We start from the raw sequence: 24,797 nt of genomic DNA on the forward strand, positions 1-24,797 counted from the left end.
AATGATTATTTATGGTGTGGCGTTTCTCGCCTTTTGTACCCTGGTGGGTATTTTTGTCGGTGAACTGCTCGGCAAGCTGATTGGCGTACCGGCCAACGTTGGCGGTGTAGGTATTGCGATGCTGCTGTTGATCGGCCTCGGCAGTTACCTGAATAAAAGTGGTTGGTTCAAAGGCAAGACAGAGCAGGGCGTGGAGTTCTGGAGCGCAATTTATATTCCGATCGTCGTCGCCATGGCGGCGCAACAAAACGTCTATGGCGCACTCAAGGGTGGGCCGATGGCGATTCTGGCGGGGACGGCAGCGGTGGTTATCGCCTTTGCCTTGGTGCCGGTGCTGGTACGCATCGGCAACAAGGAACCCGCCTCTGTCATTCCTCCGAAGACGGTAGGGTGATCGCCATGTACGAATCGATGATGAAGGTAATTACCGGTTACGGCCTGATCAGTGGCTTTCTGATTGTCGGCGTGACCATGTGGGTGTCCTACTGGATTTCCAATACGTTCACCAAAGGCCGCTTGCACGGCTCGGCCATCGCCATTTTGCTCGGCCTGTTGTTGTCGTATGTCGGTGGTGCGTTGACCGGTGGCCAGAAAGGCGTGGTGGACATCCCGTTGCTGTCCGGGATCGGCCTGCTGGGCGGTGCCATGTTGCGCGATTTCGCCATTGTGGCCACGGCGTTTGGCGTCAGTGTCGATGAGCTCAAACGTGCCGGTTTTGTCGGAGTACTGGCGTTGTTCGTCGGCGTCGGGACGTCGTTCATCGCGGGTGTCGCCGTGGCCATGGCCTTCGGATACACCGATGCGGTCAGCCTGACCACCATTGGTGCCGGGGCTGTGACGTATATCGTCGGTCCGGTGACCGGGGCTGCCATCGGTGCCAGTTCCGAGGTCATGGCGCTGTCGATTGCCGCAGGGTTGATCAAAGCCATTCTGGTGATGGTCATGACGCCGTTCGTGGCGCCGATGATTGGTCTGAACAACCCACGCAGTGCGGTGATCTTCGGGGGCTTGATGGGGACATCCAGCGGTGTGGCGGGCGGGTTGGCGGCCACGGATCCGAAACTGGTGCCTTATGGTTGCCTGACCGCCGCGTTCTACACGGCATTGGGCTGTTTACTCGGGCCTTCGTTGCTGTTTCTGATCATGCGCGGATTAATGGGCTGATGCGCTAGAGGGTAAGCCACGCGCCCACAGGATCTGCGCAATACCTGTAGGAGCGAGGCTTGCCCGCGAAGGGCGCGACAGGGTCTCAGGCCTGGCGATTGGCATACATCCGACACTCCGCCAACAACGCCAGCAGATTCGGATCGCGCTCCTTGGCTTTCAAAAACACCACGCCAATGTGCTGCTGCAACCGATACTTTTCCTGCAACGGAATCAGCTTCACACGGTTCTCATACACCGCCGCAATCCGCCCCGGCAGCAACGCATAACCCACCCCCGAGCTGACCATGCTCAGCAGGGTGAAGATGTCGTTGACCTGCATCGCCACCTTCGGCTCGAACCCCGCCTGCTTGAACACCCGGTTGCCGTCCTGATGCGTGGCAAACCCCTGAGTGAGTGTGATGAAAGTTTCGTCGCGCACTTCGGCCAGGTCGACTTCCGCCCGTTGGGCAAACTTCGAATCCGCTGGCGTGGCCAGGAAGATGTCATCGGAGAACAGTGGAATCTGCTCGCAGTCCGGGTCGTTGACGCTGTCGTCCAGGGACACCAGGATCGCGTCGACCTCCATGTTCTTGAGCTTGTACAGCAGGTCGAAATTCGAGCCGAGGATCAAGTCGATGTTGAGCTCGCTGCGACGTATTTTCAGGCCCATGATCAGCTGCGGCACCGTCTTCACCGTCAGCGAATACAACGAGCCGAGCTTGAAGCGTTCGGCGGAGAACCCGGCCGCTTCGCGGGTCAGGCGCACGGTTTCGACCACGTCCTGAATCAGCTTCTGGGCGCGTTCTTCCAGCACATAAGCGCTTTCCAGCGGTGTCAGGTTGCGGCCTTCGTGCTTGAACAACGGGCAGCGCAAGGCGCTTTCCAGCGAGTGAATGGCGCGGTGCACGCTGACGTTGCTGGTCTGCAACTCGGCGGCGGCCCGGGCCAGGTTGCCGGTGCGCATGAAGGCGAGGAACACCTCGAGTTTTTTCAGGGTCAACTCTTCGTCGATCAGCATGGGCGTGACTCTTGGTCGAATGGCTCGATTGTGCACGTATGCGCGGATTTGTGATCTGAAACATTGCGCTTTTAAGCTCAAGGGCTGAGCCTTGCGCCATGTTGTAACGAATGTTGAGGTGGGCGACACATGTATCACGGGGAACGATTGAACGCCTGGACGCATTTGGTCGGGGCGGTGGCGGCGATGGTCGGGGTGGTGTGGATGCTGGTGATTGCCAGCATGGACGGCAGCCCGTGGAAGATTGTCAGCGTGGCGATTTACGGATTTACCTTGATGGTGCTTTACAGCGCATCGACCGTTTACCACAGCGTGCGCGGGCGCAAGAAAGCGATCATGCAGAAGGTCGATCACTTTTCGATCTACCTGCTGATTGCCGGCAGTTACACGCCATTCTGTCTTGTGACGCTACGCGGGCCGTGGGGCTGGACCTTGTTCGGAATTGTCTGGGGATTGGCGCTGATCGGCATCCTGCAAGAGATCAAACCGCGTTCGGAAGCGCGGATTCTGTCGATCGTGATCTACGCGGTGATGGGCTGGATCGTGCTGGTAGCGGTCAAGCCGCTACTGGCGGCGCTGGGCAGCACAGGTTTTGCCTGGCTGGCATCGGGCGGCGTGTTGTACACCGTGGGCATTGTCTTTTTTGCGCTGGACAGTCGTTTGCGTCATGCCCACGGGATCTGGCATCTGTTCGTGATCGCCGGGAGTCTGCTGCACTTCGTGGCGATTATGTTTTATGTCTTGTAGATCGCATCGCAGCTATATGAAAAACCTGTGGGAGCGAGCCTGCTCGCGAAAGCGCCAGGTCAGTCGACATCATCGCTGACTGATCCACCGCATTCGCGAGCAGGCATGCTCCCTCAGGAACACAGGCGATCCAGTTGCGCCTGCGCCCGTCGGCTGAACACCTGCAACAAATCGCTCAAGGTATGGGGCGGCGGTTCGTCGGCGCGGGTGACCGCATACAACGTGATCGGTAACGCTGGCGCCAGAGGTCGAATCGCCGTGGTGGCGGGGGATGCGCCAAGCGCGGTAAACGGGTCGATCACCGCCAGCCCGGCACCGGATTCAACCATCGCCCGCGCCAGCGAATAGGTCTGCACGGCGATGCGAACCCGTGGTGGTGGCTCGACCGCCTCAAGGTAGCTGTCGAGCCTGGCCGCCAGCGGATCGGCGCTGGACAGGCCGATCAGCGGCGCGCCGGCCAGTTCGATCAAGGGTAATGGCTGGCCCAAGGCGTCGTCGGTCCAATAGCCCAACGGCGCCAGCGCCACCAACACCCCGCAGGCCAGGGGCTGCGCCTTCAGGCCCGGATGATCAGGCGGTTGCAAGGTCAGCGCGACATCCACTTCGCGCATCAACAAATTCTGCATCAACTCACGGCTGTGGGCGCTGGACAGCTCGCAGACAATGTCCGGGTAGCGTTGCGTCCACTCGTTGATGGCCGGCGGCAGCAGCGACAAGGCCAGCGCCGGGATCGCGCCGATCCTCACGCTGTGACCCGGCTCGCGGCGCAGGCTCTGGGCCAGACGTCGCACGCCTTGCAGGCTTTCGGTGACCTTGTCGACTTCGCGCTCAAGCTCCAGCGCTTCGGGCGTGGCCTGCAATTTACCGCGCACCCGCAGAAATAACGGGAAGCCCAGTTGCTGCTCGGCGTGTTGCAGCACTTTGCTCACCGCCGGCTGCGACACGTGCAGCAACTGCGCGGCGCCACTGACCGAACCGGTCTGGCGGATGGCCTGGAAAATCTCGATGTGTCGCAGTCGCATGGCAAGTCCATAACCTTTGTTTATGGGTCAGGCATCTTTATGCATTGTTCAAGGTCTGTCACCTGGTCCTAACCTGAAGCCTGTTTCAACAACGGTTAAGGACAGACATGGCTCAGCGGGTTTGCATCATCGGTGGCGGCGTCATCGGCCTGACGACGGCTTACGCACTGGTTCGCGACGGCATCGACGTGACGCTGATCGAGGCCCGGGATTCGCTGGGCAGCGAGACCAGTTTCGCCAACGGCGGCCAGTTGTCCTACCGTTACGTCGCGCCACTGGCCGATGCCGGCGTGCCGTTGCAGGCGCTTGGCTGGATGCTGCGCGGTGACTCGCCGCTGAAGTTGCGTCCGCGCCTGGACCCGGCGCAATGGCGCTGGATGGGGTCCTTCCTGGCGGCGTGCCGTCGTTCTGTGAATCAGCGCAACGGCGCGCACCTGCTGCGTCTGGCGCTACTGAGCCAGTCCACGCTGCAAGGCTGGCGGGACGAAGACCGTCTCGACGGCTTCGCTTGGCGGCGCAACGGCAAACTGGTGACGTTTCGTGAAGCCGCGAGTTTTGAGCATGCGCGCCATGGCCTGGCCGATCCGCAACAGCAGCACGTGCTGTCGCGTGCCGAATGCGCACAGTTGGAGCCTGCGCTTGCCGAGGCGCCGTTTGTGGGCGCGATTTATACGCCTGATGAAGAAGTCGCCGATTGCCATGCTTTCTGCCAGCAACTGCTGGCTCGGCTCCAGGCGTCGGGGCGTTGCGAGTTTTTGCTGGGACGCAAGGTCACCGGCATTCGCCACGCGGATGGCGCGGTGCAGGCTGTCGAAATGGGTTCACACGTGCTGCCGGTCGAGCAACTGGTGATCGCCGCCGGTCATCGCAGTCCGGCGCTGGCGCTGCCCGGCATGCACCTGCCGCTGTATCCGCTCAAGGGCTACAGCCTGACCTTGCCCGTGCGCACCGAACATCGCGCGCCGGAGCTGAGCATCACCGATTACAACCGCAAGATCGTTTATGCCCGCATCGGTGATCAACTGCGCGTGGCGGCAATGGTCGACATCGTCGGTTTCGACCCGGCGCTCGACCCCAAACGTCTGGCGCTGATCAAGCGCCAGGCGCAGGAAACCTTACCCAATGCCGCCGATTACACCGCCGCCATCGAATGGGCCGGCATGCGCCCGGCCACCCCCAGCGGCGTGCCGTTGATCGGGGCCACGGCGTACCGCAACCTGTGGCTCAACCTGGGCCATGGCGCCCTGGGTTTTACCCTGGCTTGCGGCAGCGCCCGGTTGCTCAGCGAGTTGATCGCCCGGCGCGCACCCTCGATTGAAATGCAGGGCCTCGCCCCCCGCGTCGCCTGACTTGAAAAGGAAAAACCGATGAGCATCAACCGTATCAACAGCAATAGCCGGCTCTCTGGCGCGGTGACCTTTGGCGATCTGGTGTTTCTCTCGGGACAGGTTCCGGGTGACAGCCTCGACGTCACCGGCCAAACCGCCGAGGTGCTGGCGAAGATCGATGCGTTGCTGGCCGAAGCTGACAGCGACAAGGATCATCTGCTCAACGCGACCATTTACCTGAACGACATTGGCCGCGATTTTGCCGCCATGAATGAGGTCTGGTCGCAGTGGCTGTCACCGGGCAAAGCGCCAACCCGCACTACTTTGCAGGCGCAACTGGCCCGTCCCGAGGTCCTGGTGGAAATCACCGTGATCGCAGCGCGCCGCTAATCGCTCAACCCACAACGGAGAATAACAATGCAAAAAATCACGTTGATCGGCTGCACCCTCGGTCTGCTGCTCGCCAGTCAGGTCCAGGCGAACGAAACGCCACTGACCGGTACGCTGAACAAGGTTGCCAATGCCAAGAGCATCACGCTGGGCTATCGCGACGCGTCGGTGCCGTTCTCCTACGTGGGTGATCACACGGGGCAGCCGATGGGCTATTCGGTGGACCTGGCGAGCAAGATTGTCGAGCGCATCAAGCAAAAGCTTGAACTGCCGGATCTGCAGGTGAAGTACAACCTGGTGACCTCGCAAACGCGCATTCCGCTAGTGCAGAACGGCACGGTCGACCTTGAGTGCGGCTCCACCGGCGTGACCGCCGAGCGCATGCAGCAAGTGGCGTTTTCCTACGGGTTTATCTACGTGAAGGGTCAGTTGCTCACGGCGAAGGACAGCGGCATCAAGAGTTTCGCTGACCTGCGCGGCAAGAACGTCGTGACCACCGCGGGCACAACGAATGAACGGTTTCTGAAGAGTTACAACGTCGATCACAAGATCGATATGTTCGTGATCAGCGCCAAGGACCATGGCGAGGCTTTCCAGATGCTGCAGTCGGGTCGGGCGGCGGCGTTCTATATGGACGACGCGTTGCTCTATGGTGAACGAGCGAAGGCCCGCGATCCGCATAAGTGGGTGGTGGTGGGTGAGGAGCAGTCGCGGGAAATCTACAGCTGCATGGTGCGCAAGGATGATCCGCAGTTCCTGGCACTGGTCAACTCCACGCTGGCCGACCTGTACAGCTCGGGAGAAATCAACGGCATCTATAACCGCTGGTTCCAACAGCCGATCCCGCCCAAAGGCTTAAACCTGGAATTCCCGATGACCAGCGAACTGAAAGCAATCATCGCCAAACCGGTGAGTGATCCGGTGCAGTAGTTGCGGACAGATCGTTCCCACGCTCTGCGTGGGAATGCCTCTAGGAACGCTCTGCGTCCAGTGACGCGGAGCGTCACGGGCTGCATTCCCACGCGGAGCGTGGGAACGATCAGAACCTAGAAGTCGCCCCACAGTTGTTGCGCCACCGCTAACGCCACGACGGGTGCGGTTTCGGTGCGCAATACGCGAGGACCGAGGCGGGCGGCGTGAAAACCGCCAGCCTTGGCCTGCTCGACTTCGGCATCGGACAACCCGCCCTCAGGCCCGATCAGAAACGCCAAGGTTGTCGGTTTGGCATGACTCACCAACGGCTCAGCCACCGGATGCAGCACCAGTTTCAACTCGGCCTCGGTCTGCTTCAACCAGTCCGCCAGCAACAGCGGCGGATGAATCACCGGCACCCTTGAACGCCCGCATTGCTCGCACGCGCTGATCGCCACCTGACGCCAGTGCATCAGGCGTTTGTCGGCGCGTTCATCCTTCAGGCGGACTTCACAGCGGTCGCTGAAGATCGGGGTGATTTCGGTGACGCCCAGTTCAGTGGCTTTCTGAATCGCCCAATCCATGCGCTCGCCTCGGGACAAGCCCTGACCGAGGTGGATCTGCAAGGGCGACTCGATTTGCCCGGCGAAGCTTTCATCGATCTGCACGACGACGCGCTTCTTGCCGACCTCCACCAGCGTGGCCCGAAACTCATGGCCTGAGCCGTCGAACAATTGCAGCGCATCACCCTCGGCCATCCGCAGCACGCGGCTGATGTAATGGGCCTGGGCCTCGGGCAATTCGTGTTCGCCGGTGCTCAAGGGGGCGTCGATAAAGAAGCGGGACAGTCTCATCTTGGATCTCTGTAAAAGTCGAATATAGCAGCGTGCTCAATCAGCTTTTGTGGCGAGGGAGCTTGCTCCCGCTGGGTTGCGAAGCAGCCCCAAACCCGGCGACCGCGATTTGTCAGTTAAAACGCGCAAGCCGGAGTACGACTGCTTCGCAGCCGAGCGGGAGCTAGCTCCCTCGCCACAGGGTTTTTCGGTGACTCAGCCCGGATCGCGGAAGCCGGGGTGGAAGTCCTTCGGCACCGACACGCTGATGCCCTCACGGGTCGCGATGTCGATCCCTTCACTGGCCACTTCGGCCAGAAAATCGATCTGCTCCGGTGTAATCACATACGGCGGCAGGAAATACACCACGCTGCCCAACGGTCGAAGTAAAGCGCCGCGCTCCAGCGCGTGCTGGAACACCTTCAAACCGCGACGCTCTTGCCACGGATAAGCTTCTTTTGTTGCCTTGTCCTTGACCATCTCGATGGCCAGCACCATGCCGGTCTGGCGCACTTCCGAAACGTTCGGGTGATCGGCCAGGTGCGCGGTCGCGCTGGCCATGCGCTGCGCCAATGCCTTGTTGTTCTCGATGACGTTGTCTTCTTCGAAGATATCCAGCGTCGCCAAAGCCGCCGCGCACGCCAGCGGGTTGCCGGTGTAGCTGTGCGAATGCAGGAAGGCGCGCAGGGTCGGGTAGTCGTCGTAGAACGCGCTGTAGACATCCTCGGTCGTCACGCAGGCCGCCAGCGGCAGGTAGCCGCCGGTCAGGGCCTTGGACAGGCAGAGGAAGTCCGGGCGGATGCCGGCCTGTTCACAGGCGAACATCGTCCCAGTGCGGCCGAAGCCGACGGCGATTTCGTCGTGGATCAGGTGTACGCCATAGCGATCACAGGCTTCGCGCAGCAGTTTGAGGTACACCGGGTGATACATGCGCATGCCGCCGGCGCCCTGGATCAACGGCTCGACAATCACTGCCGCGACAGTGTCGTGGTTCTCGGCCAACGTCTGTTCCATGGCCGCGAACATGTTCCGCGAGTGTTCTTCCCAGCTCATGCCTTCGGGGCGCAAGTAGCAATCGGGGCTCGGCACCTTGATGGTGTCCAGCAGCAACGCCTTGTAGGTTTCGGTGAACAGCGGCACATCGCCTACCGACATCGCCGCCATGGTTTCGCCGTGGTAGCTGTTGGTCAGGGTGACAAAGCGCTTCTTGTTCGGCTGGCCGCGGTTGAGCCAGTAGTGAAAGCTCATTTTCAGCGCGACTTCGATGCAGGACGAACCGTTATCGGCATAGAAGCACCGGGTCAGGCCTTCCGGCGTCATCTTCACCAGACGCTCCGACAGCTCGATCACCGGCTGATGGCTGAAACCGGCCAGAATCACGTGCTCCAGCTGATCGACCTGATCCTTGATGCGCTGGTTGATGCGCGGGTTGGCGTGGCCAAACACGTTGACCCACCAGGAGCTGACGGCGTCGAGGTAGCGTTTGCCTTCGAAGTCTTCCAGCCATACGCCTTCACCGCGCTTGATCGGGATCAGTGGCAGCTGTTCGTGGTCTTTCATCTGGGTGCAGGGATGCCACAACACCGCAAGATCGCGTTGCATCCACTGATTATTCAGGCCCATGTTCAGTCTCCTCGAGGCGGCTCGCTGGTTTCGCGGGCAAACAATCGCGCAAGCCTATGCAATGCATCGCACGGGGACAACCCATTGTGTCGATTGAGCTACTTTGTATAGGTCGATAGACGTCGCTGGCGGCCTTTTGATGGCTGACGTATTCTTCGCGGTTCTTTGAGTCGTCTGACTCGTAAAACCGCTATTTCCTCGTGTATTTCCGGAGTTCGCTGAATGTCTGCTGGTTGGCTGCGCGCCTTTGCGCTGGTGATGTTGGGGCTGTTCAGCGTGTCTGCGCTGGCCAAGGATAAAACGGCGATCGTGATCGGCGGCGGGCTCTCGGGCCTTACTGCCGCTTATGAACTGCAGAACAAAGGCTGGCAGGTGACCCTGCTGGAAGCCAAGCCGAGCCTGGGCGGTCGCTCCGGTATGGCCACCAGTGAGTGGATCGGCAACGACAAGACCCAACCGGTGCTGAACAAATACGTATCGACCTTCAAGCTGAGCACCACGCCAGCCCCTGAATTCGTGCGGACCCCGAGCTACCTGATCGATGGCGTGTATTACACCGCCGCCGACCTGGCCACCAAGGAACCGGCCACCGCTGAAGCCCTCAAGCGCTACGAAAAGACCTTGGACGATCTGGCGCGTTCGATCGAAGATCCACAGAACCCGGCGGCCAACAGTACGCTGCACGCTCTGGATCAGATCAACGTTTCCAACTGGCTCGACCGTCTGAGCCTGCCAGCCACGGCACGTCAGTTGGTGAACCAGCAGATTCGTACCCGTTACGACGAACCTTCGCGCCTGTCGTTGCTGTATTTCGCACAGCAGAGCCGTGTTTACCGTGGCGTCTCCGACCGTGACCTGCGCGCTTCGCGTCTGCTCGGTGGTAGCCCGGTACTGGCCCAGGCCTTCGTCAAACAGCTGAAAACCATCAAGACCAGCTCTCCGGTGTCGTCCATCAACCAGGACAAGGACGGTGTGACCGTCAAAGTCGGCAGCGTTGGCTATCAGGCTGACTACGTGGTGGTGGCCGTGCCGTTGCGCGCCCTGAACAAGATTCAGATGATCCCGGCGCTGGACGCCCAGCACCTGGGTGCTATCAAGGGCACCAACTACGGCTGGCGTGACCAGATTATGCTGAAGTTCAAGACGCCAGTGTGGGAAAGCAAGGCGCGCATGTCCGGCGAGATCTACAGCAACACCGGCCTGGGCATGTTGTGGGTCGAGCCGGCGCTGAAGGGTGGCGCCAACGTGGTGATCAACCTGTCCGGCGACAACGCACGGGTGATGCAGGCGTTCGGCGATAAGCAGATGGTCGACCAGGTGCTGATTCGTCTGCACGCGTTTTATCCACAGGCGCGCGGTTCGTTCACCGGTTATGAAATCCGCCGCTACAGCACCGACCCGTCGATGGGCGGCGCTTACCTGGCCTTCGGCCCGGGCCAGATCAGCAAATACTGGCGCCTGTGGGAACGCCCGCTGCAACGCGTAGCGTTCGCTGGCGAACACACCGACACCTTGTACCCAGGCACGCTGGAAGGCGCATTGCGCACTGGTCAACGTGCAGCCAGTCAGGTTGAAGACCTGGCGGCGGGCAAGTCGTTTGAGCCTGCGAAGGTTGTGCCGGCAGCGACCGCTGTAGCGGCCGGCGCGGTGGCGGCGAAGAAAGGCAACTTCTTCACCAACCTGTTCGGTGGTTCGTCCGATGACGACAAGAAGCCGGAACCGGTCAAGGCACCAGAGCCAGTGGCGCCGACACCTGCTCCAACGCCGGCACCGACTCCAGCACCTGCACCGGTTGAAGCGCCGAAGCCTGTGGCCCCGGTGAAAGCCGAGCCGGCCAAGAAAGCCCCGGTGAAAAAGCCTGCTGCCAAGACCGAAGCCAAAAAAGCGCCGGCCAAAGCACCGGCGAAGAAGGCTGAAACCGCGAAGAAACCAGCGGCAAAAACTTCTACGACCCCGGCGACGGAAACCAAAGCGCAGTAAGCTTCTGGCACTCAAAAAAACGCGGCAGACATGCCGCGTTTTTTTATGCCTGAAAGAAACCAATCACAAGAATCGAATAAATCTTGTGGCGCAGGTGTTCCATGGCTGGACTTCATTTTTTATTACACATTGGTCTTTAATCTTTCCTTAACGACTCTATTTCAGACTCTTGATCGTATTTCTCGATATTTCAAAGCGAAATTTTCCGCTTTAATTCGATAGATAACTCGATAGTCTTGGTCGCAGTTCTCACAGGATTTGGGCAATGCAGCTACGTAACTCTTCTTCCCGCTACGGTTGGGTCAGCGTCTTCATGCACTGGGGCGTGGCGCTGGCGGTCTTCGGTTTGTTCGCGCTGGGCTTGTGGATGGTCGGTCTCGACTACTACAGCACCTGGCGCAAAGACGCGCCGGAATTGCACAAGAGCATTGGCTTGGTGTTGTTGGCTGTCATGGTCCTGCGGGTGTTGTGGCGCTTTATCAGCCCGCCACCGCCGACACTGGAAACGTATAGCCGCATGACGCGTCTCGGCGCCAAGTTCGGTCATTCGTTCCTGTACTTCAGCCTGTTTGCTGTGATGATTGCCGGATACCTGATTTCCACCGCAGACGGTGTCGGGATTTCGGTGTTTGGCCTGTTTGAAATTCCTGCGCTGGTTTCCGGACTACCGGACCAGGCAGACACCGCCGGTGTGATTCATCTGTATCTGGCGTGGGCGCTGGTAATTTTTTCCGGTCTCCACGCGTTGGCAGCATTGAAGCACCACTTTATCGATCGTGATGCGACCCTCAATCGAATGCTGGGCCGCAAAGCCTGAAGTTCAACCTCGACTCCAAAGGAATAGAAAGCATGTTGAAAAAAACACTCGCTGCTGTGGCAATCGGTTCGGCTCTGCTGTCCGCTAACGTGATGGCGGCTGACTACGTCGTCGACAAAGAAGGCCAGCACGCCTTCGTTGACTTCAAGATCAGCCACTTGGGATACAGCTACATCACCGGTACCTTCAAGGACATCGACGGCAAGTTCAGCTTCGATGCGGCCAAGCCGGAAGCGAGCAAGATCGAGTTCAACGTCAACACCGCCAGTGTGTTCACCAACCATGCCGAGCGCGACAAGCACATCGCCAGCAAAGACTTCCTGGACGGGTCCAAAGCCAAGTTCGTCTCCACCAGCGTTAAATCCACCGGCAAAAACGCCGCTGGCAAAGACACTGCCGACGTGACCGGCGACCTGACCATCCTTGGCGTGACCAAGCCAGTCGTGGTCAAGGCTACCTTCCTGGGCGAAGGCAAGGATCCATGGGGCGGCTACCGTGCCGGCTTCGAAGGCACCACCAGCATCAAGCGTTCCGACTTCGGCAAGCAGAAAGACCTGGGCCCAGCGTCCGATGCCGTCGAGTTGTACGTTTCGTTTGAAGGTGTGAAGGCGAAGTAATTTTCGCCCCTGACACGAAAACGCCCCCGATCTCGCGATCGGGGGCGTTTTTTATGGCCGAACATAATCTGCGTCGCACCCAAAATCCTGTAGGAGCGAGGCTTGCCCGCGAAGGGGGCAACCGGATTTCTGTGGAGAGGCGGCTGGCGCTTTCGCGGGCAAGCCTCGCTCCTACAGGGGGTTGCGTCAGGCCAAAAAAATGCCCCGGGTCGTGAGAGCCGGGGCATTTTTTATGGCAGTGCTAAATCAGCGATTGCGGGTCAGCAACGCTGGCTTCTCACCGCGTGGACGGCCTGGCAGTTGATCAAGTTGCTCTGGAGTCGGGAAACGATCGGTTTTCGACTCCTTGTGAATGATCTTCGGTGCCGGGCCGCGCGGGTTTTGCACGGCCGGTTCCGAACGCGGCTGGTCGTCGGTGCGAGCCGGACGACGGTTGCGCGACTCTTCACGACGGGCCTGGCCGTCACGTGGAGCGCCGTTACGTGGGCCACTGCGCTTGGCCGGCGGCGTGCCGGTGGTGGCGCCGTCGCTGCTGCGCGGACCGCTTTGGCGACCCTGAGGCTTGCCGCCGGTGCGTGGAGCACCTGCGCCGGCTGCCGCGCCTGGTGCCGGAGCACCCGGACGGCGGCCACGGCCCTGAGCCGGTTTGGCTTGAGGCACGTAGTCAACGCGGTTACCGAAGTTATCCACATCGTCGTCCAGGAACTCATCCGGAGCACGATCAACGGCGGCACGAGGAGCCGGACGCTGTTGCTCGCGAGCCGGGGTGCCTTCGCGTGGCTTGTGTTCACGGGCCGGGCGATCGCCACGGCCAGTGGCAGGCGCTTTTTCCTTGCCGCCCTTGTCCTTGCCCTTGTCTTTACGACCGCCGCCACCGCCGGTGCCGTTCGGGCCGTCGCCGCGCGGGCCACGTGGGTTGCGTGGGTTACGCACATCCGGACGCTCGCGAACTTCCGGTTTCTCGGCTTCTACAGCGCTGGAGTCGAAGCCCATCAGGTTGCCATCGGCAATCTTCTGCTTGGTCATGCGCTCGATGCTTTTCAGCAGCTTTTCTTCGTCCGGGGCGACCAGCGAGATCGCCTCGCCCGAACGACCGGCACGGCCGGTACGGCCGATACGGTGAACGTAATCTTCGTCGACGTTCGGCAGCTCGAAGTTGACCACGTGTGGCAACTGGTCGATGTCGAGGCCGCGAGCGGCGATGTCGGTGGCGACCAGAATGCGCACTTCACCGGCCTTGAAGTCGGCCAGGGCTTTGGTGCGGGCGTTCTGGCTCTTGTTGCCGTGGATCGCGACGGCGCTGAGGCCGTGTTTGTCCAGGTACTCGGCCAGACGGTTGGCGCCGTGCTTGGTGCGGGTGAACACCAGGACCTGTTCCCAGGCGCCAGCGGTGATCAGGTGCGCCAACAGCGAACGCTTGTGGTTGGCTGGCAGGCGGAAGACGCGTTGCTCGATGCGCTCGACCGTGGTGTTCGGCGGCGTAACTTCGATGCGTTCCGGGTTGTGCAGCAACTTGCCGGCAAGGTCGGTGATGTCTTTGGAGAAGGTCGCCGAGAACAGCAGGTTCTGACGTTTGCTCGGCAGGCGAGCCAGGACCTTCTTCACGTCATGGACAAAGCCCATGTCGAGCATGCGGTCGGCTTCGTCCAGCACGAGGATTTCCACGTGGGACAGATCGACGCTGCCTTGGCCGGCGAGGTCGAGCAGGCGGCCAGGGCAGGCCACCAGCACGTCGACACCACGGGACATGGCCTGAACCTGCGGGTTCATGCCGACGCCGCCGAAGATGCAGGCGCTGACGAACTTCAGGTCACGGGCATACACCTTGAAGCTCTCGTGTACTTGAGCCGCGAGTTCGCGGGTAGGGGTCAGGACCAGTACGCGCGGTTGGCGCGGGCCGTGACGCTGGGATTTGTCCGGGTGACCGTTGGGGAACAACCGCTCCAGAATCGGAAGGGCGAAGCCGCCGGTTTTACCAGTACCTGTCTGAGCCGCGACCATCAGGTCGCGACCTTGCAACACGGCGGGGATAGCCCGCTGTTGCACCGGAGTAGGCTCGGTATAGCCCGCTGCCTCGATGGCGCGGACTAAAGCCTCGGAGAGACCGAGGGAAGCAAAGGACATGAGTAATCCTGTTTTAGTTAGGGCTTGGCCCAATGGGAGTCTTGCCTGGCGCGAATGGCGTTTAAGAGGAACGCAATCCCGTCCGGTCCTGCTGGGCCTTGAAAGCTCGTCTGGAGCGCTCGCGCGGGCTGAAAAGCTGCGCTGTAGCGGATCGAGATGCCTTGAACAAGTCCGAGCGTCCGGGCGTGAGCCTGGCGGGAAGGCCGGAGTATAACAGAGCAATCACTGCGCGCCGCTTTCCTGCTGCTCAACGGTTTTTTCGGTGGTGGTGGCGGCGGCTTGCACCCCCGGGCCTGCGCCATAACGGGCGCTGAGCTCAGCGTAGGCGGGCTCGCGCTTGAAGCGCTTGAGTTCGGCACCGAAACGCTGCACCAGCAAATCCATACCGGCGTTACGGCGTACCGCCAAAAACTGGCTCTGGCGGCTGATGACGGTGGGGTTTTCGGTGATCTTGTCGCGGATGCCCAATTCGTCGAGCAAGTGCTGCCCGACCCGGCGATCAGTGATCAGCAGGTCGATCCGCCCGCGCACCAGTTTGCCGAAGTTGGCTTCATGGGTTGGCGCCGGCTCCCGGGTGAACAGAGTCGACTCGCTGAAATCCTTGCTATAGAGGTAGCCCGGCGAGGTGCCGACGGTCAGGCCTTTCAGGTCGTCGAGGGTGCGGAACGGATGGGGCCGCTCATTAGCGTAGAACATCACGAACTCGACTTCCGACAGCGGTTCGCTGGGGTAGAGCAAGGTGGCGTCGCGTTCATCGCTGTGAAAAATGTCCAGCGCTCCATCCGCCTGGCCCGTTTCAAGCATCGACAGGCAGCGTTTCCATGGCAGGAACTGCCAGTCCACTTCGATCCCCAGGCGTTTGAACACGATCGCCGTGGTTTCGTAATCCAGGCCCAGGGATTTGCCGTTTTCCTCATAGACATAAGGCGCCCACGGCTCGGTGACAATGCGCAACTTCTCGCCCCGGGCGGCAAAGCTCAGGCAAGAGAAAAGAAACACGGTGAGTAACTGTGCGATCAGAGGCATGGCTTGAGATTACGACGAGAAGTCATAAAGAGCCAGAAATCGGATCCAGAAGCTCTGGCCCGAGGCGCAATCCATAAAAAAGGCCCTGGATTGCGCCAGAGCCTTCATTGGAGTGCTGCACTGTTTCAGCGCGGCAGCTTCAGGTTGTTCCACACCGCCAGGCTCGCTTCAGCCTGGTTCAGTGTGTAGAAGTGCAGCCCCGGTGCGCCACCTTGCAGCAGACGTTCGCACATTTCGGTGATGACTTGCTCACCAAAGCCTTGAATGCTCTGGGTGTCGTCGCCGTAGGCTTCCAGCTGTTTGCGGATCCAGCGCGGGATTTCCGCACCGCAAGCGTCGGAGAAACGCGCGAGCTTGCTGTAGTTGGTGATCGGCATGATCCCCGGCACGATCGGAATGTTTACGCCCATCGCCCGTACACGCTCGACGAAGTAGAAGTAGCTGTCGGCGTTGAAGAAGTACTGGGTGATCGCACTGTCGGCGCCAGCGTTAGCCTTGCGCACGAAGTTGTTCAGATCGTCTTCGAAATTGCGCGCTTGCGGATGCATCTCCGGGTAGGCGGCGACTTCGATGTGGAAGTGATCGCCGGTTTCTTCACGAATGAACTCAACCAGGTCGTTGGCGTGGCGCATTTCGCCGCTGGCCATGCCCATGCCGGATGGCAGGTCACCGCGCAGGGCAACGATACGCTTGATGCCGGCTGCCTTGTATTGAGCCAGCAGGCCGCGCAGGTCGTCCTTGCTGTCGCCAACGCAAGACAGATGCGGCGCAGCCGGGACTTTGACTTCGCTTTCGAGCTGCAACACGGTGTTGAGCGTGCGATCACGGGTCGAACCGCCAGCGCCATAAGTGCAGGAGAAGAAATCGGGGTTGTACGTGGCCAGCTGACGGGCAGTGGCGAGTAGCTTTTCATGCCCAGCGTCGGTCTTCGTAGGGAAGAACTCGAAGCTGTAGCGACGGTCTTGGGACATGGAGGGAACCTCCAGCTACAAGCTGCAAGCTGCGAGCTGCAAGAGAAGCGGAGGTGCGCTGATCTCTTGTGCCTGGAGCCTGCTGCCTGAAACTGTTTTGGAATAGGGGCAGAGCTCTCGAGCTTCGCGCGGCAAGTTCGGCTTTTGACCTTGCTTGCCGCTTGAAGCTTAAAGCTCGCAGCTGCTTTGTCTTAGTAGCGGTAAGCGTGCGGCTTGAACGGACCTTCGACGGTCACGCCGATGTAGTCGGCCTGGGTCTTGGTCAGTTGAGTCACAACGCCGCCGAAACCGCGGACCATTTCCAGGGCCACTTCTTCGTCGAGTTTCTTCGGCAGTACTTCAACGGTCAGGCGCTCGGCTTTCTGGGCTGGCGACAGGTCGGCGTACTTCTGGCCGAACAGGAAGATCTGCGCCAGAACCTGGTTGGCGAACGAACCGTCCATGATGCGGCTTGGGTGACCGGTAGCGTTACCCAGGTTAACCAGACGGCCTTCGGCCAGCAGGATCAGGTAGTCGTCGTTCTGGGCATCGAATGCGCCAGGGCCGGTACGGTGAATTTTGTGAACCTGCGGCTTCACTTCTTCCCATGCCCAGTTCTTGCGCATGAAAGCGGTGTCGATTTCGTTGTCGAAGTGGCCGATGTTGCAGACAACAGCGCGCTTCTTCAGGGCTTTGAGCATGTTTGCATCGCAAACATTGACGTTGCCGGTGGTGGTCACGATCAGGTCGATCTTGCCCAGCAGGGCTTTGTCGATGCTGGCTTCAGTACCGTTGTTGATACCGTCGATGAACGGCGAAACCAGCTCGTAGCCGTCCATGCAGGCTTGCATGGCGCAGATCGGGTCGACTTCGGAGACCTTGACGATCATGCCTTCCTGACGCAGGGACTGAGCCGAGCCCTTGCCCACGTCACCGTAACCGATGACCAGCGCTTGCTTGCCGGACAGCAGGTGGTCAGTACCACGCTTGATCGCATCGTTCAGGCTGTGACGGCAGCCGTACTTGTTGTCGTTCTTGCTCTTGGTCACCGAGTCGTTGACGTTGATGGCCGGGATTTTCAGCTCGCCCTTGGCCAGCATGTCCAGCAGGCGGTGAACGCCAGTGGTGGTTTCTTCGGTGACGCCGTGGACGCGGTCCAGGATCGCCGGGTATTTCTTGTGCAGCAGCTCGGTCAGGTCGCCGCCGTCGTCGAGGATCATGTTGGCATCCCAAGGCGCGCCATCTTTGAGGATGGTTTGCTCCAGGCACCACTCGTACTCTTCTTCGGTTTCGCCTTTCCAGGCATAAACCGCGATACCGGCAGCTGCGATAGCGGCAGCGGCCTGGTCTTGAGTCGAGAAAATGTTGCAGGACGACCAACGCACTTCGGCACCCAGGGCAACCAGGGTTTCGATCAGCACGGCAGTCTGAATGGTCATGTGGATGCAGCCAAGGATCTTGGCGCCTTTGAGTGGCTGCTCACCGGCGTACTTGCGGCGCAGACCCATCAGGGCTGGCATTTCGGATTCGGCGATGATGGTTTCGCGACGGCCCCAGGCAGCCAGGGACATGTCGGCCACTTTGTAATCGTTAAAATCTGCAGGCGTGATAACAGCGCTCATGATGAGCCTCCATTCGTAATGTATGCGAATGGGCGCCGTTGTGCGTTTAGTGTCCGGCCGATCATGGCCAGTCAACGCCCCATCCGAGCCTGACAGGTCGAACCTGCTGCAGCGCCCCTCGGACAGGTGGCGGGAAAACGGTAGTAGCCGTTTTAAATCGGTGGCGATTATAGCTTCCTTTGTCCGGCTAGTGGCAAGTGACAAGCTACAAGCGGCAAGCAACAGCGAATCTGCATTTACTTGCAGCTTGGCGCTTAAAACTTGAAGCTGGGGGCAGAACCCTATCGCTCAAACGTCTCAATCCTGGAGCCCCCTATGAATTTCCACACCCGCAAATGGGTAAAACCCGAAGACCTCAACCCCAACGGCACACTGTTCGGCGGTAGCCTGTTGCGCTGGCTCGACGAAGAAGCGGCGATCTACGCCATCGTCCAGCTGGGCAATCAGCGAGTGGTCACCAAGTACATTTCCGAGATCAACTTCGTCAGCGCCTCGCGCCAGGGCGACATCATCGAACTGGGCATCACTGCCACCGAGTTCGGTCGTACCTCGATAACCCTGAAATGCGAAGTACGCAACAAGATCACCCGCAAAAGCATCCTGACGGTGGATAAGATTGTCTTCGTCAACCTGGGTGAAGACGGCTTGCCCGCGCCGCACGGCCAGACCGAGATCAAGTACGTCAAAGACCAGTTCAAGGACGACGTCGCCAGCGAGTAATGCGAGCCCCCGTAGGAGCGAAGCTTGCTCGCGAAGGCGTCATTTGTGTCACCAGCAATACCGAGGTGAACCCTTCGCTGGAAAGCCTCGCTCCTACAGAGCCAGTTTCGTTGGACGGTCAGTGAACAGCTCCGAACCGCGCGTGTCGTACCTACATGACACATCACCTGTTCCGGAGCGCTATGGACATCAAGCAAGACGGCAAGACCCCCAACCTGTCGCCGGAAGAACAGCACGACGTCGACAAAAACCAGCCACCGCGGGCCGCGGTGCTGCATGAAATCATCCGCACCCAGGGCGATCAGGAGCTCGAACGCAGCGTCGCCGCCTTGTGGTGGTCGGCACTCGCCGCCGGCCTGACCATGGGCCTGTCGCTGATGGCCATGGGACTGCTCAATTCCCGACTGCCGGACGGTGAAGGCTTCAAGGTGATCGCCAGTTTCGGCTATTGCGCTGGCTTTCTTGCGGTAATCCTCGCCCGTCAGCAGTTGTTCACCGAGAACACCCTGACGGCCGTGCTGCCGATCATGACCAAACCCACACTGAACAATTTCGGGCGATTGCTACGCCTGTGGTCGGTGGTGCTGGTCGGCAACCTTTGCGGCACGCTGCTCGTGGCCTACGTGATGCTCCATCTGCCGATTTTCGACAGCAAGACCGACCTGGCCTTCCTCGATATCGGGCGCAAGATCATGGAAAACGACGCCAGCCAGATGTTCGCCAAAGGCATCGTGTCGGGCTGGATGATTGCCACCATGGTCTGGATGATCCCGTCCATGGAGAGCGCCAAGATGTGGATCATCATCCTCATCACTTACCTGATGGCGCTGGGGGATTTCACCCACATCGTGGTCGGTTCGGCCGAGGTCTCGTACCTGGTGTTTGCCGGCGAGTTGCCGTGGAAGGATTTCTGGCTGGTGTTCGCCGGGCCGACGTTGGCGGGGAACATCATCGGCGGCAGCTTCATCTTCGCGCTGATCAGCCACGCGCAGATCCGCAGCGAGAGCGGCCCGCCGAAGAAGACGGCGGATCAGGCGTCAGAGCCTGATCCGCAGAAGAGCAAAAAGTAATCAGTGATGCTCGGCCTGTGCCGCTGGCGCAGGCTCATCGCGGGTCACGTGCTTGACCAGTTTGCCGATGCTCAAACCCTGCAGCAGGATCGACGACAGCACCACGATGTAGGTGATGCTCAGCAACAAGTCGCGCTCCGGGCCCAGCGGCAGGGCCAGGGCCAGGGCCACCGAAACACCGCCGCGCAAACCACCCCAGGTCAGAATCCGGATTGTCCCGCGCGGCACGGTGCGCCAGCGCCGCAGCAGCACGATGGCCGGCGCGACCGTCAGCAGGCGCGAAAGCAGAATCGCCAGTGCCAGCAAACTCGCCGCCAGCACGTGCAGCCAATTGAACGGTAGCAGCAACAGCTCCATGCCGATCAGAGCGAACAGCAGGGCGTTGAGCATGTCATCGAGCAATTCCCAAATTTTGCCATTCGCATTTTTTTGTCAGTTATTCGGAGTGCCTGTAGAATAGACATTACAGCCAGCTCGCCACGGATTTTGAAAGTGACAATCGTCAAAAAAGGATCGCCCATTGAAACCTATCCCTTCCGAGCTCTGGCGCCTGATGTGGTGGAGTTGTTTCAGCGTTGCGCTGAGCGTAGGAAGGTGCCGTCGACGACGACATTGAAGCTTCTCGAATGCTTTTGTGACATCACCAACCAGCCCTTGTCTTTCTTGAAGCTTTCGTCGTCAGAGCTGACCCACATCGTTGCGGGTTTTCAAGGAGCGCTGTTCGAACAGGATTTGGTCGGCACGTCTGACGTGACGCGCGCGAAGATTTCCGTTTATCTGCAAGACATTCTGCTCGAAGCACGTAATTACGTCCCTTCCATGCCGCCGACAGAATGTGGAAGTGGACTAAGAAAAAAATATAATACGAAGTGGAAAAAAATACTCCTTGGGGTTGACCAGTGTAAAGTCAATTATTGGACTGGATGGCCTGTAGAAAACCGTAAAGGCACCAAGTTGTATTGTCACTTTGCCAATATTCATAACAGTCATGGTCATGACTTTACATCCGGCTTGTATGAGCAGCTACGACTCCATATTTCAGGGTATGGAACTACACAGATAACTATGCCGAATAAGATGGCTGGTTTTCTGAGTCAGAATAGTGATTCCTGGCCTGAATACACGTTTAACGATTCGACAATGATTTACAATTTCTTCTGGGATTTTAGGGAAAGTTTTTTCATGAGTGGCGAAGCCCTGGGGCTGGATATCGACGCACAAATGAAGACTTGGAATAAGTATATTGGGTTTGTCGAGAAGATTTTCATTCTTCCAGGCGTATGGGCCGAGCCATTGGGAGGGAAACTGCCGTTAGCACCTGCTAAGCGAATCGATGGTCAGTCGACTAATGTCAGAAAAAATGATGATGGTGCGGAGGTAAAAGTTAAGCTCGTAATGGAGGTGCCATTACATGTTACTGAGTCTGAAGCTATTGAGATATTATTCATTTCCATATCTAAGCGGCTGAAGATTATTGAAGGATGGGCCAAAGCTCAGATAGCAGATCTATATAGTAGGGTTCTTCGTCGTAAACAGCTCGCTGCGAATGGGGAGTTGGTAGATACGACTAAACGGAAGAAGGGGCACCTACTAATAATCCCCAATATTTGCTGTATTTTCGAAACCTACGGCTACGGAGAGCCTTACAGCCACTACGCTTCCTTGTCAGTGGATACAAAAGATTCTCAGACTCCTGCTTCTGATTTAGCCAGCTATATGGGGATGCCTCTGACGGGGAGTCTAATGCCATTTAAGCTCCTAATTATTCTAAGGCATCCGATAATTACGTCGGAGTTTTTGGGTGATTTCGATCTTTGGAATAAGCAGGGGCAGAGATCTGGATACGTACTGGACGGGTCGGTATATAAGCTGGTGGGGTACAAGGATCGTAAGGGGGCAGGAAGGTCTGAACAAAAAATCACGCTAACCTCAGAAACTAAAGCTTTGGTCGACCAAATTATTGAGATCACTGCGCCCCTACGTGAGTATCTGAAATCACAGGGTGATCCCTCATGGAGGAAGCTATTCATTACATGCGGCAACGCATTTTCACCGCCTGTCAAAAGCACCATAACGCCGTGGTCGAGGTCGACACTTAAACCTGGTACGTATTTGAGAAATAATCTTTTAGCTCAGTTCCGCCCTCATACGGACATGCCTGAAGATGATCTCGTTAAGTTTTTGGAGATGGTGAGTGCGTCTTCCGTACGCGCATCCAGAGTAACCGAGATATTCATTAAGACGCATAGCGCTGAAACTACATCTCAGGCTTTAGGCCATGATAGCTACGATCCTAACCTCATGGATCACTATCTGCCCAAGGTGATTATCGATTTCCTGCATGAAAGGCGTATGCGAGTATTTAACAAGGTCTTAATTTGTCATAGTCTTAAAGATAGCCCGTTTTTATTTCGGGCAAGCAATTTTTCAAGCGTGGATGAATTGGACACTTTCCTAGTAAATCATGCTTTTGGAGATATTCCTGCGTATCTTCAAGATCCAGAGGGTCGTCATGAAAAGCTTGAGAACGACGGGACTGTATATGCGTTAGTGTCTGCCGATATTTTGAGCGTGCTGCTCTCGATAAAATTGGCTGTTGAACAAGCGCCACCCAATCAGAAGGTTAATGCTAAGGCAGTCTACTGGGCGAGTTACGCAGGCTTTCTTGAGGGAGAGATCAGTAAGCATCGAGATGTCACTTATCGGAGCGATCTACACAAGGCGTCACTAACAGCAAGCGCAGCGTCAATGGAGAGGTTTGTTTATGAATGCTCCATCTAAACTTGGGTTCCTCAACGAGCCTCGCATGGCACCGGCAGAAGCGTTCCGTAAGGCTTCTTGGCTAACCACTGATTTTAATGCCTCCATCTGGAGCGTAAATTTCAACGGTGATCCTATCCTGCTCAACTGGAAGGTAGCCCTAGACAATAATTCATACCTTACCGATGACGAAAACTTAGATCTGTTGAACGGTCTTAAATACTCCCTTATTGGCGCCACGCGAAATAGCCTGGTTGAAATGGCCAACTCCCAAAGTGTTGAGACATTAAGGAGGAAATTTCACGCAGCGGTAGGTGTCATTGACTGTCTGCTAATTCACGCGACCGAGCTTAAACTTTTAAGTGCAGGGTTGGCAGGTTTGTCTGAAGGCGATATGAAATGGATACTGAACAAGCTGTCTTCAGAATCCTCCGTGGCCGAAGCGCTGTATGATTGGTCAGGGAAATTGTGTGAGTATGCTCAAGTCCTGTTGAATGAGATCCCAGGCGCGACGATATCTTCCATATTGGAAGTGAATCCGTCGATGTTAGAGATAAGTTCTACTCAGCTCGAGTCTAACGAGCTTGATGTTTCCGTTGAAAATATTCCACGTATCCGGGCCGCTTTATATTATAAAGGCCACTACGACGGACATAGAGGTGCTGGCTATACGGTAAACTCCGTACGTATCTCAAACGAGATTTACAAAAATACGATCCGTGGCAGCATGGCCAAACCGAGGCATGAAATCCTCAGTTTCTATCCGCTTGGAGAATCCTATAAACGTGAGATGGAGGGGGTTAGGGTTACTTCTAGTTCGGGGAGTCTTATGGCTGAGTCCCAGTACAGGCTGTTTTACAATTTCTTATATGGAATGGGGCTGCTTAAAAATCTTGGTGTGCCAGGGCCTAGTGAGCGAGTCTTGGATGGAATCAAAGGTTACACGCCAGAGTTAGCCAAGCCTGGTCGCTTTGTGACAGTGCCTTCCGGCACTATTTTTAAGTTATTCAAAGGAGCTGTCGAGTTTCATTACGAGCTTGGCCCTCTCGTAGTTGAGGGGTTTTGCAGGTTGGCTCGATACTGTGACGAGCATGACAAGTCGCTTACAAGCCTAACAGACGAACAGGTTGTTTCAATTATTGGCAGTGATTTGGAGCGTCACGGCGTAACGAAGCTGGGGCTTGGTTGCAGAAATACAAGTGATGTCGATGGTAGTGGTCTTGAAAATCGCAAGGGAGCGAAAGAGGAATATTTTGGGCGACTAAGATCCAATGTAGGCCTGCTTGAACTTGTCTATGTTTATATTGGTGTTATTCAATTTGTTGTTGGTTTGCTTATGGCGCGGCGAATCGATGAGCTTTTGCAGATCCCATCAGCACAAGCATTCGACTCCACGAGTACCTGGCTGATGTTTAGGAGAGAAAAGAGCACAACAAATACGTATGGTCTCCGTAAGTATGATGCTAGGCCTATAGATCCCCTTGCGGTACAGATGCTTGCGCAATTAGTGCGGCTTCAAGAGGAGCTGATTGATGCGGGCTTCTCGGCTGAAGCTCCTACTATTTTCTCTGTTCCTTCTCTCCATGGAAGAAAGGTACTATATTCTGCCACGAAAACAAGCATGAATACCTGTTTCGACTTCCTTTGTGACTACTTCGAGAGTGAAGTTAATGAGGTAGGTCTACGGTATTATGTCAGGCAACACCAGTTGCGCCGCGTGGCGGCTTTGTTATTTTTTCACGCGTATGGCAAAGGACGCATAGATACACTGCGTTGGATTCTCGGGCATAACGATATTGAGCATGCATGGAGGTACATTACAGATGCCACAGATGGCGCATCCCTCCGTGGGGCGGAAGCTCAAATCATTGCTGAGAACTTCTTCACTGGTGATGTGCATAACTATAAATCGTTACGTGCGTTGATGAAGGAGCAGTTCGGAACGGATGATGTGCGTCTTGTAGATCAAGAATCCTTTTCGGAGCATCTAGAGCATTTGATGAGTAAAGGCATTGTCAAATTTGAGCCTGTATTTGTTCTTGGTGCTTATGGCAAGGAAATGCAGGTTCTTGTTCACGTAAAGGGGGCGTAA

The 24,797-nt window shown here is 57.7% G+C and carries 21 protein-coding genes, 1 pseudogene and 1 riboswitch; of the genes and pseudogenes, 13 read left to right on the forward strand and 9 right to left on the reverse strand.

Annotation, left to right across the window (positions count from 1 at the left end):
- Position 1: 1 nt before the first annotated feature.
- Positions 2–394 (forward strand): malonate transporter subunit MadL, encoded by a 393-nt coding sequence (madL, locus tag BLU63_RS12395; protein ID WP_010466888.1) that lies wholly within the window; start codon positions 2–4, stop codon positions 392–394.
- 5 nt (positions 395–399) lie between these two features.
- Positions 400–1,164, forward strand: coding sequence for a malonate transporter subunit MadM (gene madM / locus BLU63_RS12400; protein ID WP_010466889.1), 765 nt, complete (start codon positions 400–402; stop codon positions 1,162–1,164).
- Positions 1,165–1,249: 85 nt separating this feature from the next.
- Here madM and BLU63_RS12405 read toward each other — a convergent pair whose 3' ends face one another.
- Positions 1,250–2,164 (reverse strand): LysR family transcriptional regulator, encoded by a 915-nt coding sequence (locus BLU63_RS12405; protein ID WP_077747236.1) that lies wholly within the window; start codon positions 2,162–2,164, stop codon positions 1,250–1,252.
- Positions 2,165–2,293: 129 nt separating this feature from the next.
- On the opposite strand from BLU63_RS12405, the gene trhA reads away from it, so the two are divergent.
- Complete coding sequence (gene trhA, locus BLU63_RS12410) at positions 2,294–2,911, forward strand: PAQR family membrane homeostasis protein TrhA (RefSeq protein WP_010466891.1); 618 nt, start codon at positions 2,294–2,296, stop codon at positions 2,909–2,911.
- A 113-nt stretch (positions 2,912–3,024) separates the two neighbouring features.
- Here the strand turns inward: trhA and BLU63_RS12415 are convergent, their stop codons facing one another.
- Positions 3,025–3,933: a LysR family transcriptional regulator gene (locus BLU63_RS12415; RefSeq protein ID WP_077747237.1), complete on the reverse strand. Its 909-nt coding sequence runs from the start codon at positions 3,931–3,933 to the stop codon at positions 3,025–3,027.
- Positions 3,934–4,040: 107 nt separating this feature from the next.
- On the opposite strand from BLU63_RS12415, the gene BLU63_RS12420 reads away from it, so the two are divergent.
- From BLU63_RS12420 to BLU63_RS12430, 3 genes are read left to right on the forward strand one after another with little or no spacing between them, the layout of a single operon-like run.
- Entirely contained in the window at positions 4,041–5,282 is a 1,242-nt protein-coding gene (locus BLU63_RS12420) for a D-amino acid dehydrogenase (RefSeq protein WP_077747238.1), read from the forward strand.
- A gap of 18 nt (positions 5,283–5,300) precedes the next feature.
- A complete protein-coding gene (locus tag BLU63_RS12425; RefSeq protein WP_010466895.1) occupies positions 5,301–5,651 on the forward strand; it encodes a RidA family protein in 351 nt (116 codons plus the stop codon).
- A gap of 27 nt (positions 5,652–5,678) precedes the next feature.
- A complete protein-coding gene (locus tag BLU63_RS12430) occupies positions 5,679–6,581 on the forward strand; it encodes a transporter substrate-binding domain-containing protein (RefSeq protein WP_017341248.1) in 903 nt (300 codons plus the stop codon).
- Positions 6,582–6,697: 116 nt separating this feature from the next.
- On the opposite strand, the gene BLU63_RS12435 is transcribed toward BLU63_RS12430, so the two are convergent.
- Together BLU63_RS12435 and BLU63_RS12440 are read right to left on the reverse strand one after the other, a co-directional pair.
- The gene (locus tag BLU63_RS12435) at positions 6,698–7,417 is read right to left on the reverse strand and encodes a 16S rRNA (uracil(1498)-N(3))-methyltransferase (protein WP_010466899.1); all 720 of its coding nucleotides are present in this window, start codon (positions 7,415–7,417) and stop codon (positions 6,698–6,700) included.
- A 195-nt stretch (positions 7,418–7,612) separates the two neighbouring features.
- A complete protein-coding gene (locus BLU63_RS12440) occupies positions 7,613–9,019 on the reverse strand; it encodes an adenosylmethionine--8-amino-7-oxononanoate transaminase (RefSeq protein ID WP_077747239.1) in 1,407 nt (468 codons plus the stop codon).
- A 222-nt stretch (positions 9,020–9,241) separates the two neighbouring features.
- On the opposite strand from BLU63_RS12440, the gene BLU63_RS12445 reads away from it, so the two are divergent.
- From BLU63_RS12445 to BLU63_RS12455, 3 genes are all read left to right on the forward strand, one after another.
- Positions 9,242–10,999, forward strand: a complete 1,758-nt coding sequence (locus BLU63_RS12445) for a flavin monoamine oxidase family protein (protein ID WP_083375556.1) — start codon at positions 9,242–9,244, stop codon at positions 10,997–10,999.
- A 265-nt stretch (positions 11,000–11,264) separates the two neighbouring features.
- Entirely contained in the window at positions 11,265–11,816 is a 552-nt protein-coding gene (locus BLU63_RS12450; RefSeq protein ID WP_010466911.1) for a cytochrome b, read from the forward strand.
- Between the two features lie 32 nt (positions 11,817–11,848).
- Positions 11,849–12,433: a YceI family protein gene (locus tag BLU63_RS12455; protein ID WP_010466914.1), complete on the forward strand. Its 585-nt coding sequence runs from the start codon at positions 11,849–11,851 to the stop codon at positions 12,431–12,433.
- Between the two features lie 246 nt (positions 12,434–12,679).
- On the opposite strand, the gene BLU63_RS12460 is transcribed toward BLU63_RS12455, so the two are convergent.
- From BLU63_RS12460 to ahcY, 4 genes are all read right to left on the reverse strand, one after another.
- A complete protein-coding gene (locus BLU63_RS12460; protein WP_010466915.1) occupies positions 12,680–14,557 on the reverse strand; it encodes a DEAD/DEAH box helicase in 1,878 nt (625 codons plus the stop codon).
- A 222-nt stretch (positions 14,558–14,779) separates the two neighbouring features.
- A complete protein-coding gene (locus BLU63_RS12465) occupies positions 14,780–15,583 on the reverse strand; it encodes a substrate-binding periplasmic protein (RefSeq protein WP_010466917.1) in 804 nt (267 codons plus the stop codon).
- Between the two features lie 125 nt (positions 15,584–15,708).
- Positions 15,709–16,554, reverse strand: a complete 846-nt coding sequence (gene metF, locus BLU63_RS12470) for a methylenetetrahydrofolate reductase [NAD(P)H] (RefSeq protein ID WP_010466919.1) — start codon at positions 16,552–16,554, stop codon at positions 15,709–15,711.
- Positions 16,555–16,745: 191 nt separating this feature from the next.
- Positions 16,746–18,155, reverse strand: coding sequence for an adenosylhomocysteinase (gene ahcY, locus BLU63_RS12475; protein ID WP_077747242.1), 1,410 nt, complete (start codon positions 18,153–18,155; stop codon positions 16,746–16,748).
- Positions 18,156–18,178: 23 nt separating this feature from the next.
- A riboswitch (S-adenosyl-L-homocysteine riboswitch) is annotated at positions 18,179–18,281 on the reverse strand.
- Between the two features lie 189 nt (positions 18,282–18,470).
- On the opposite strand from ahcY, the gene BLU63_RS12480 reads away from it, so the two are divergent.
- Together BLU63_RS12480 and BLU63_RS12485 are read left to right on the forward strand one after the other, a co-directional pair.
- On the forward strand, positions 18,471–18,875 hold the full coding sequence (locus tag BLU63_RS12480; RefSeq protein WP_010466921.1) for an acyl-CoA thioesterase: 405 nt from the start codon (positions 18,471–18,473) through the stop codon (positions 18,873–18,875).
- 182 nt (positions 18,876–19,057) lie between these two features.
- Complete coding sequence (locus tag BLU63_RS12485; protein WP_077747243.1) at positions 19,058–19,945, forward strand: formate/nitrite transporter family protein; 888 nt, start codon at positions 19,058–19,060, stop codon at positions 19,943–19,945.
- On the opposite strand, the pseudogene BLU63_RS12490 reads toward BLU63_RS12485, so the two are convergent.
- Positions 19,946–20,353, reverse strand: a pseudogene (locus BLU63_RS12490) (cation:proton antiporter domain-containing protein); the annotation flags it as partial. It lies immediately after the preceding gene.
- 84 nt (positions 20,354–20,437) lie between these two features.
- Here BLU63_RS12490 and BLU63_RS12495 point away from each other — a divergent pair.
- Together BLU63_RS12495 and BLU63_RS12500 are read left to right on the forward strand one after the other, a co-directional pair.
- The gene (locus BLU63_RS12495; protein ID WP_083375557.1) at positions 20,438–22,726 is read left to right on the forward strand and encodes a hypothetical protein; all 2,289 of its coding nucleotides are present in this window, start codon (positions 20,438–20,440) and stop codon (positions 22,724–22,726) included.
- Positions 22,710–24,797, forward strand: a complete 2,088-nt coding sequence (locus BLU63_RS12500) for a hypothetical protein (RefSeq protein WP_084315803.1) — start codon at positions 22,710–22,712, stop codon at positions 24,795–24,797. Before BLU63_RS12495 ends, BLU63_RS12500 begins: the two co-directional genes overlap by 17 nt.

It is taken from the genome of Pseudomonas mandelii, assembly GCF_900106065.1.
Classification (GTDB): domain Bacteria; phylum Pseudomonadota; class Gammaproteobacteria; order Pseudomonadales; family Pseudomonadaceae; genus Aquipseudomonas; species Aquipseudomonas mandelii.

Excerpts from the sequence above, each read along its gene's own strand:
- BLU63_RS12415 (WP_077747237.1), bottom strand. The coding sequence starts at position 3,933 with ATGCGACTGCGACACATCGAGATTTTCCAGGCCATCCGCCAGACCGGT.
- BLU63_RS12460 (WP_010466915.1), bottom strand. The coding sequence starts at position 14,557 with ATGTCCTTTGCTTCCCTCGGTCTCTCCGAGGCTTTAGTCCGCGCCATC.
- BLU63_RS12500 (WP_084315803.1), top strand. The coding sequence starts at position 22,710 with ATGAATGCTCCATCTAAACTTGGGTTCCTCAACGAGCCTCGCATGGCA.
- BLU63_RS12440 (WP_077747239.1), bottom strand. The coding sequence starts at position 9,019 with ATGGGCCTGAATAATCAGTGGATGCAACGCGATCTTGCGGTGTTGTGG.
- BLU63_RS12425 (WP_010466895.1), top strand. The coding sequence starts at position 5,301 with ATGAGCATCAACCGTATCAACAGCAATAGCCGGCTCTCTGGCGCGGTG.
- BLU63_RS12405 (WP_077747236.1), bottom strand. The coding sequence starts at position 2,164 with ATGCTGATCGACGAAGAGTTGACCCTGAAAAAACTCGAGGTGTTCCTC.
- BLU63_RS12450 (WP_010466911.1), top strand. The coding sequence starts at position 11,265 with ATGCAGCTACGTAACTCTTCTTCCCGCTACGGTTGGGTCAGCGTCTTC.
- BLU63_RS12445 (WP_083375556.1), top strand. The coding sequence starts at position 9,242 with ATGTCTGCTGGTTGGCTGCGCGCCTTTGCGCTGGTGATGTTGGGGCTG.
- madL (WP_010466888.1), top strand. The coding sequence starts at position 2 with ATGATTATTTATGGTGTGGCGTTTCTCGCCTTTTGTACCCTGGTGGGT.
- BLU63_RS12485 (WP_077747243.1), top strand. The coding sequence starts at position 19,058 with ATGGACATCAAGCAAGACGGCAAGACCCCCAACCTGTCGCCGGAAGAA.
- madM (WP_010466889.1), top strand. The coding sequence starts at position 400 with ATGTACGAATCGATGATGAAGGTAATTACCGGTTACGGCCTGATCAGT.
- BLU63_RS12480 (WP_010466921.1), top strand. The coding sequence starts at position 18,471 with ATGAATTTCCACACCCGCAAATGGGTAAAACCCGAAGACCTCAACCCC.
- trhA (WP_010466891.1), top strand. The coding sequence starts at position 2,294 with ATGTATCACGGGGAACGATTGAACGCCTGGACGCATTTGGTCGGGGCG.
- BLU63_RS12430 (WP_017341248.1), top strand. The coding sequence starts at position 5,679 with ATGCAAAAAATCACGTTGATCGGCTGCACCCTCGGTCTGCTGCTCGCC.
- metF (WP_010466919.1), bottom strand. The coding sequence starts at position 16,554 with ATGTCCCAAGACCGTCGCTACAGCTTCGAGTTCTTCCCTACGAAGACC.
- ahcY (WP_077747242.1), bottom strand. The coding sequence starts at position 18,155 with ATGAGCGCTGTTATCACGCCTGCAGATTTTAACGATTACAAAGTGGCC.
- BLU63_RS12435 (WP_010466899.1), bottom strand. The coding sequence starts at position 7,417 with ATGAGACTGTCCCGCTTCTTTATCGACGCCCCCTTGAGCACCGGCGAA.
- BLU63_RS12420 (WP_077747238.1), top strand. The coding sequence starts at position 4,041 with ATGGCTCAGCGGGTTTGCATCATCGGTGGCGGCGTCATCGGCCTGACG.
- BLU63_RS12455 (WP_010466914.1), top strand. The coding sequence starts at position 11,849 with ATGTTGAAAAAAACACTCGCTGCTGTGGCAATCGGTTCGGCTCTGCTG.
- BLU63_RS12465 (WP_010466917.1), bottom strand. The coding sequence starts at position 15,583 with ATGCCTCTGATCGCACAGTTACTCACCGTGTTTCTTTTCTCTTGCCTG.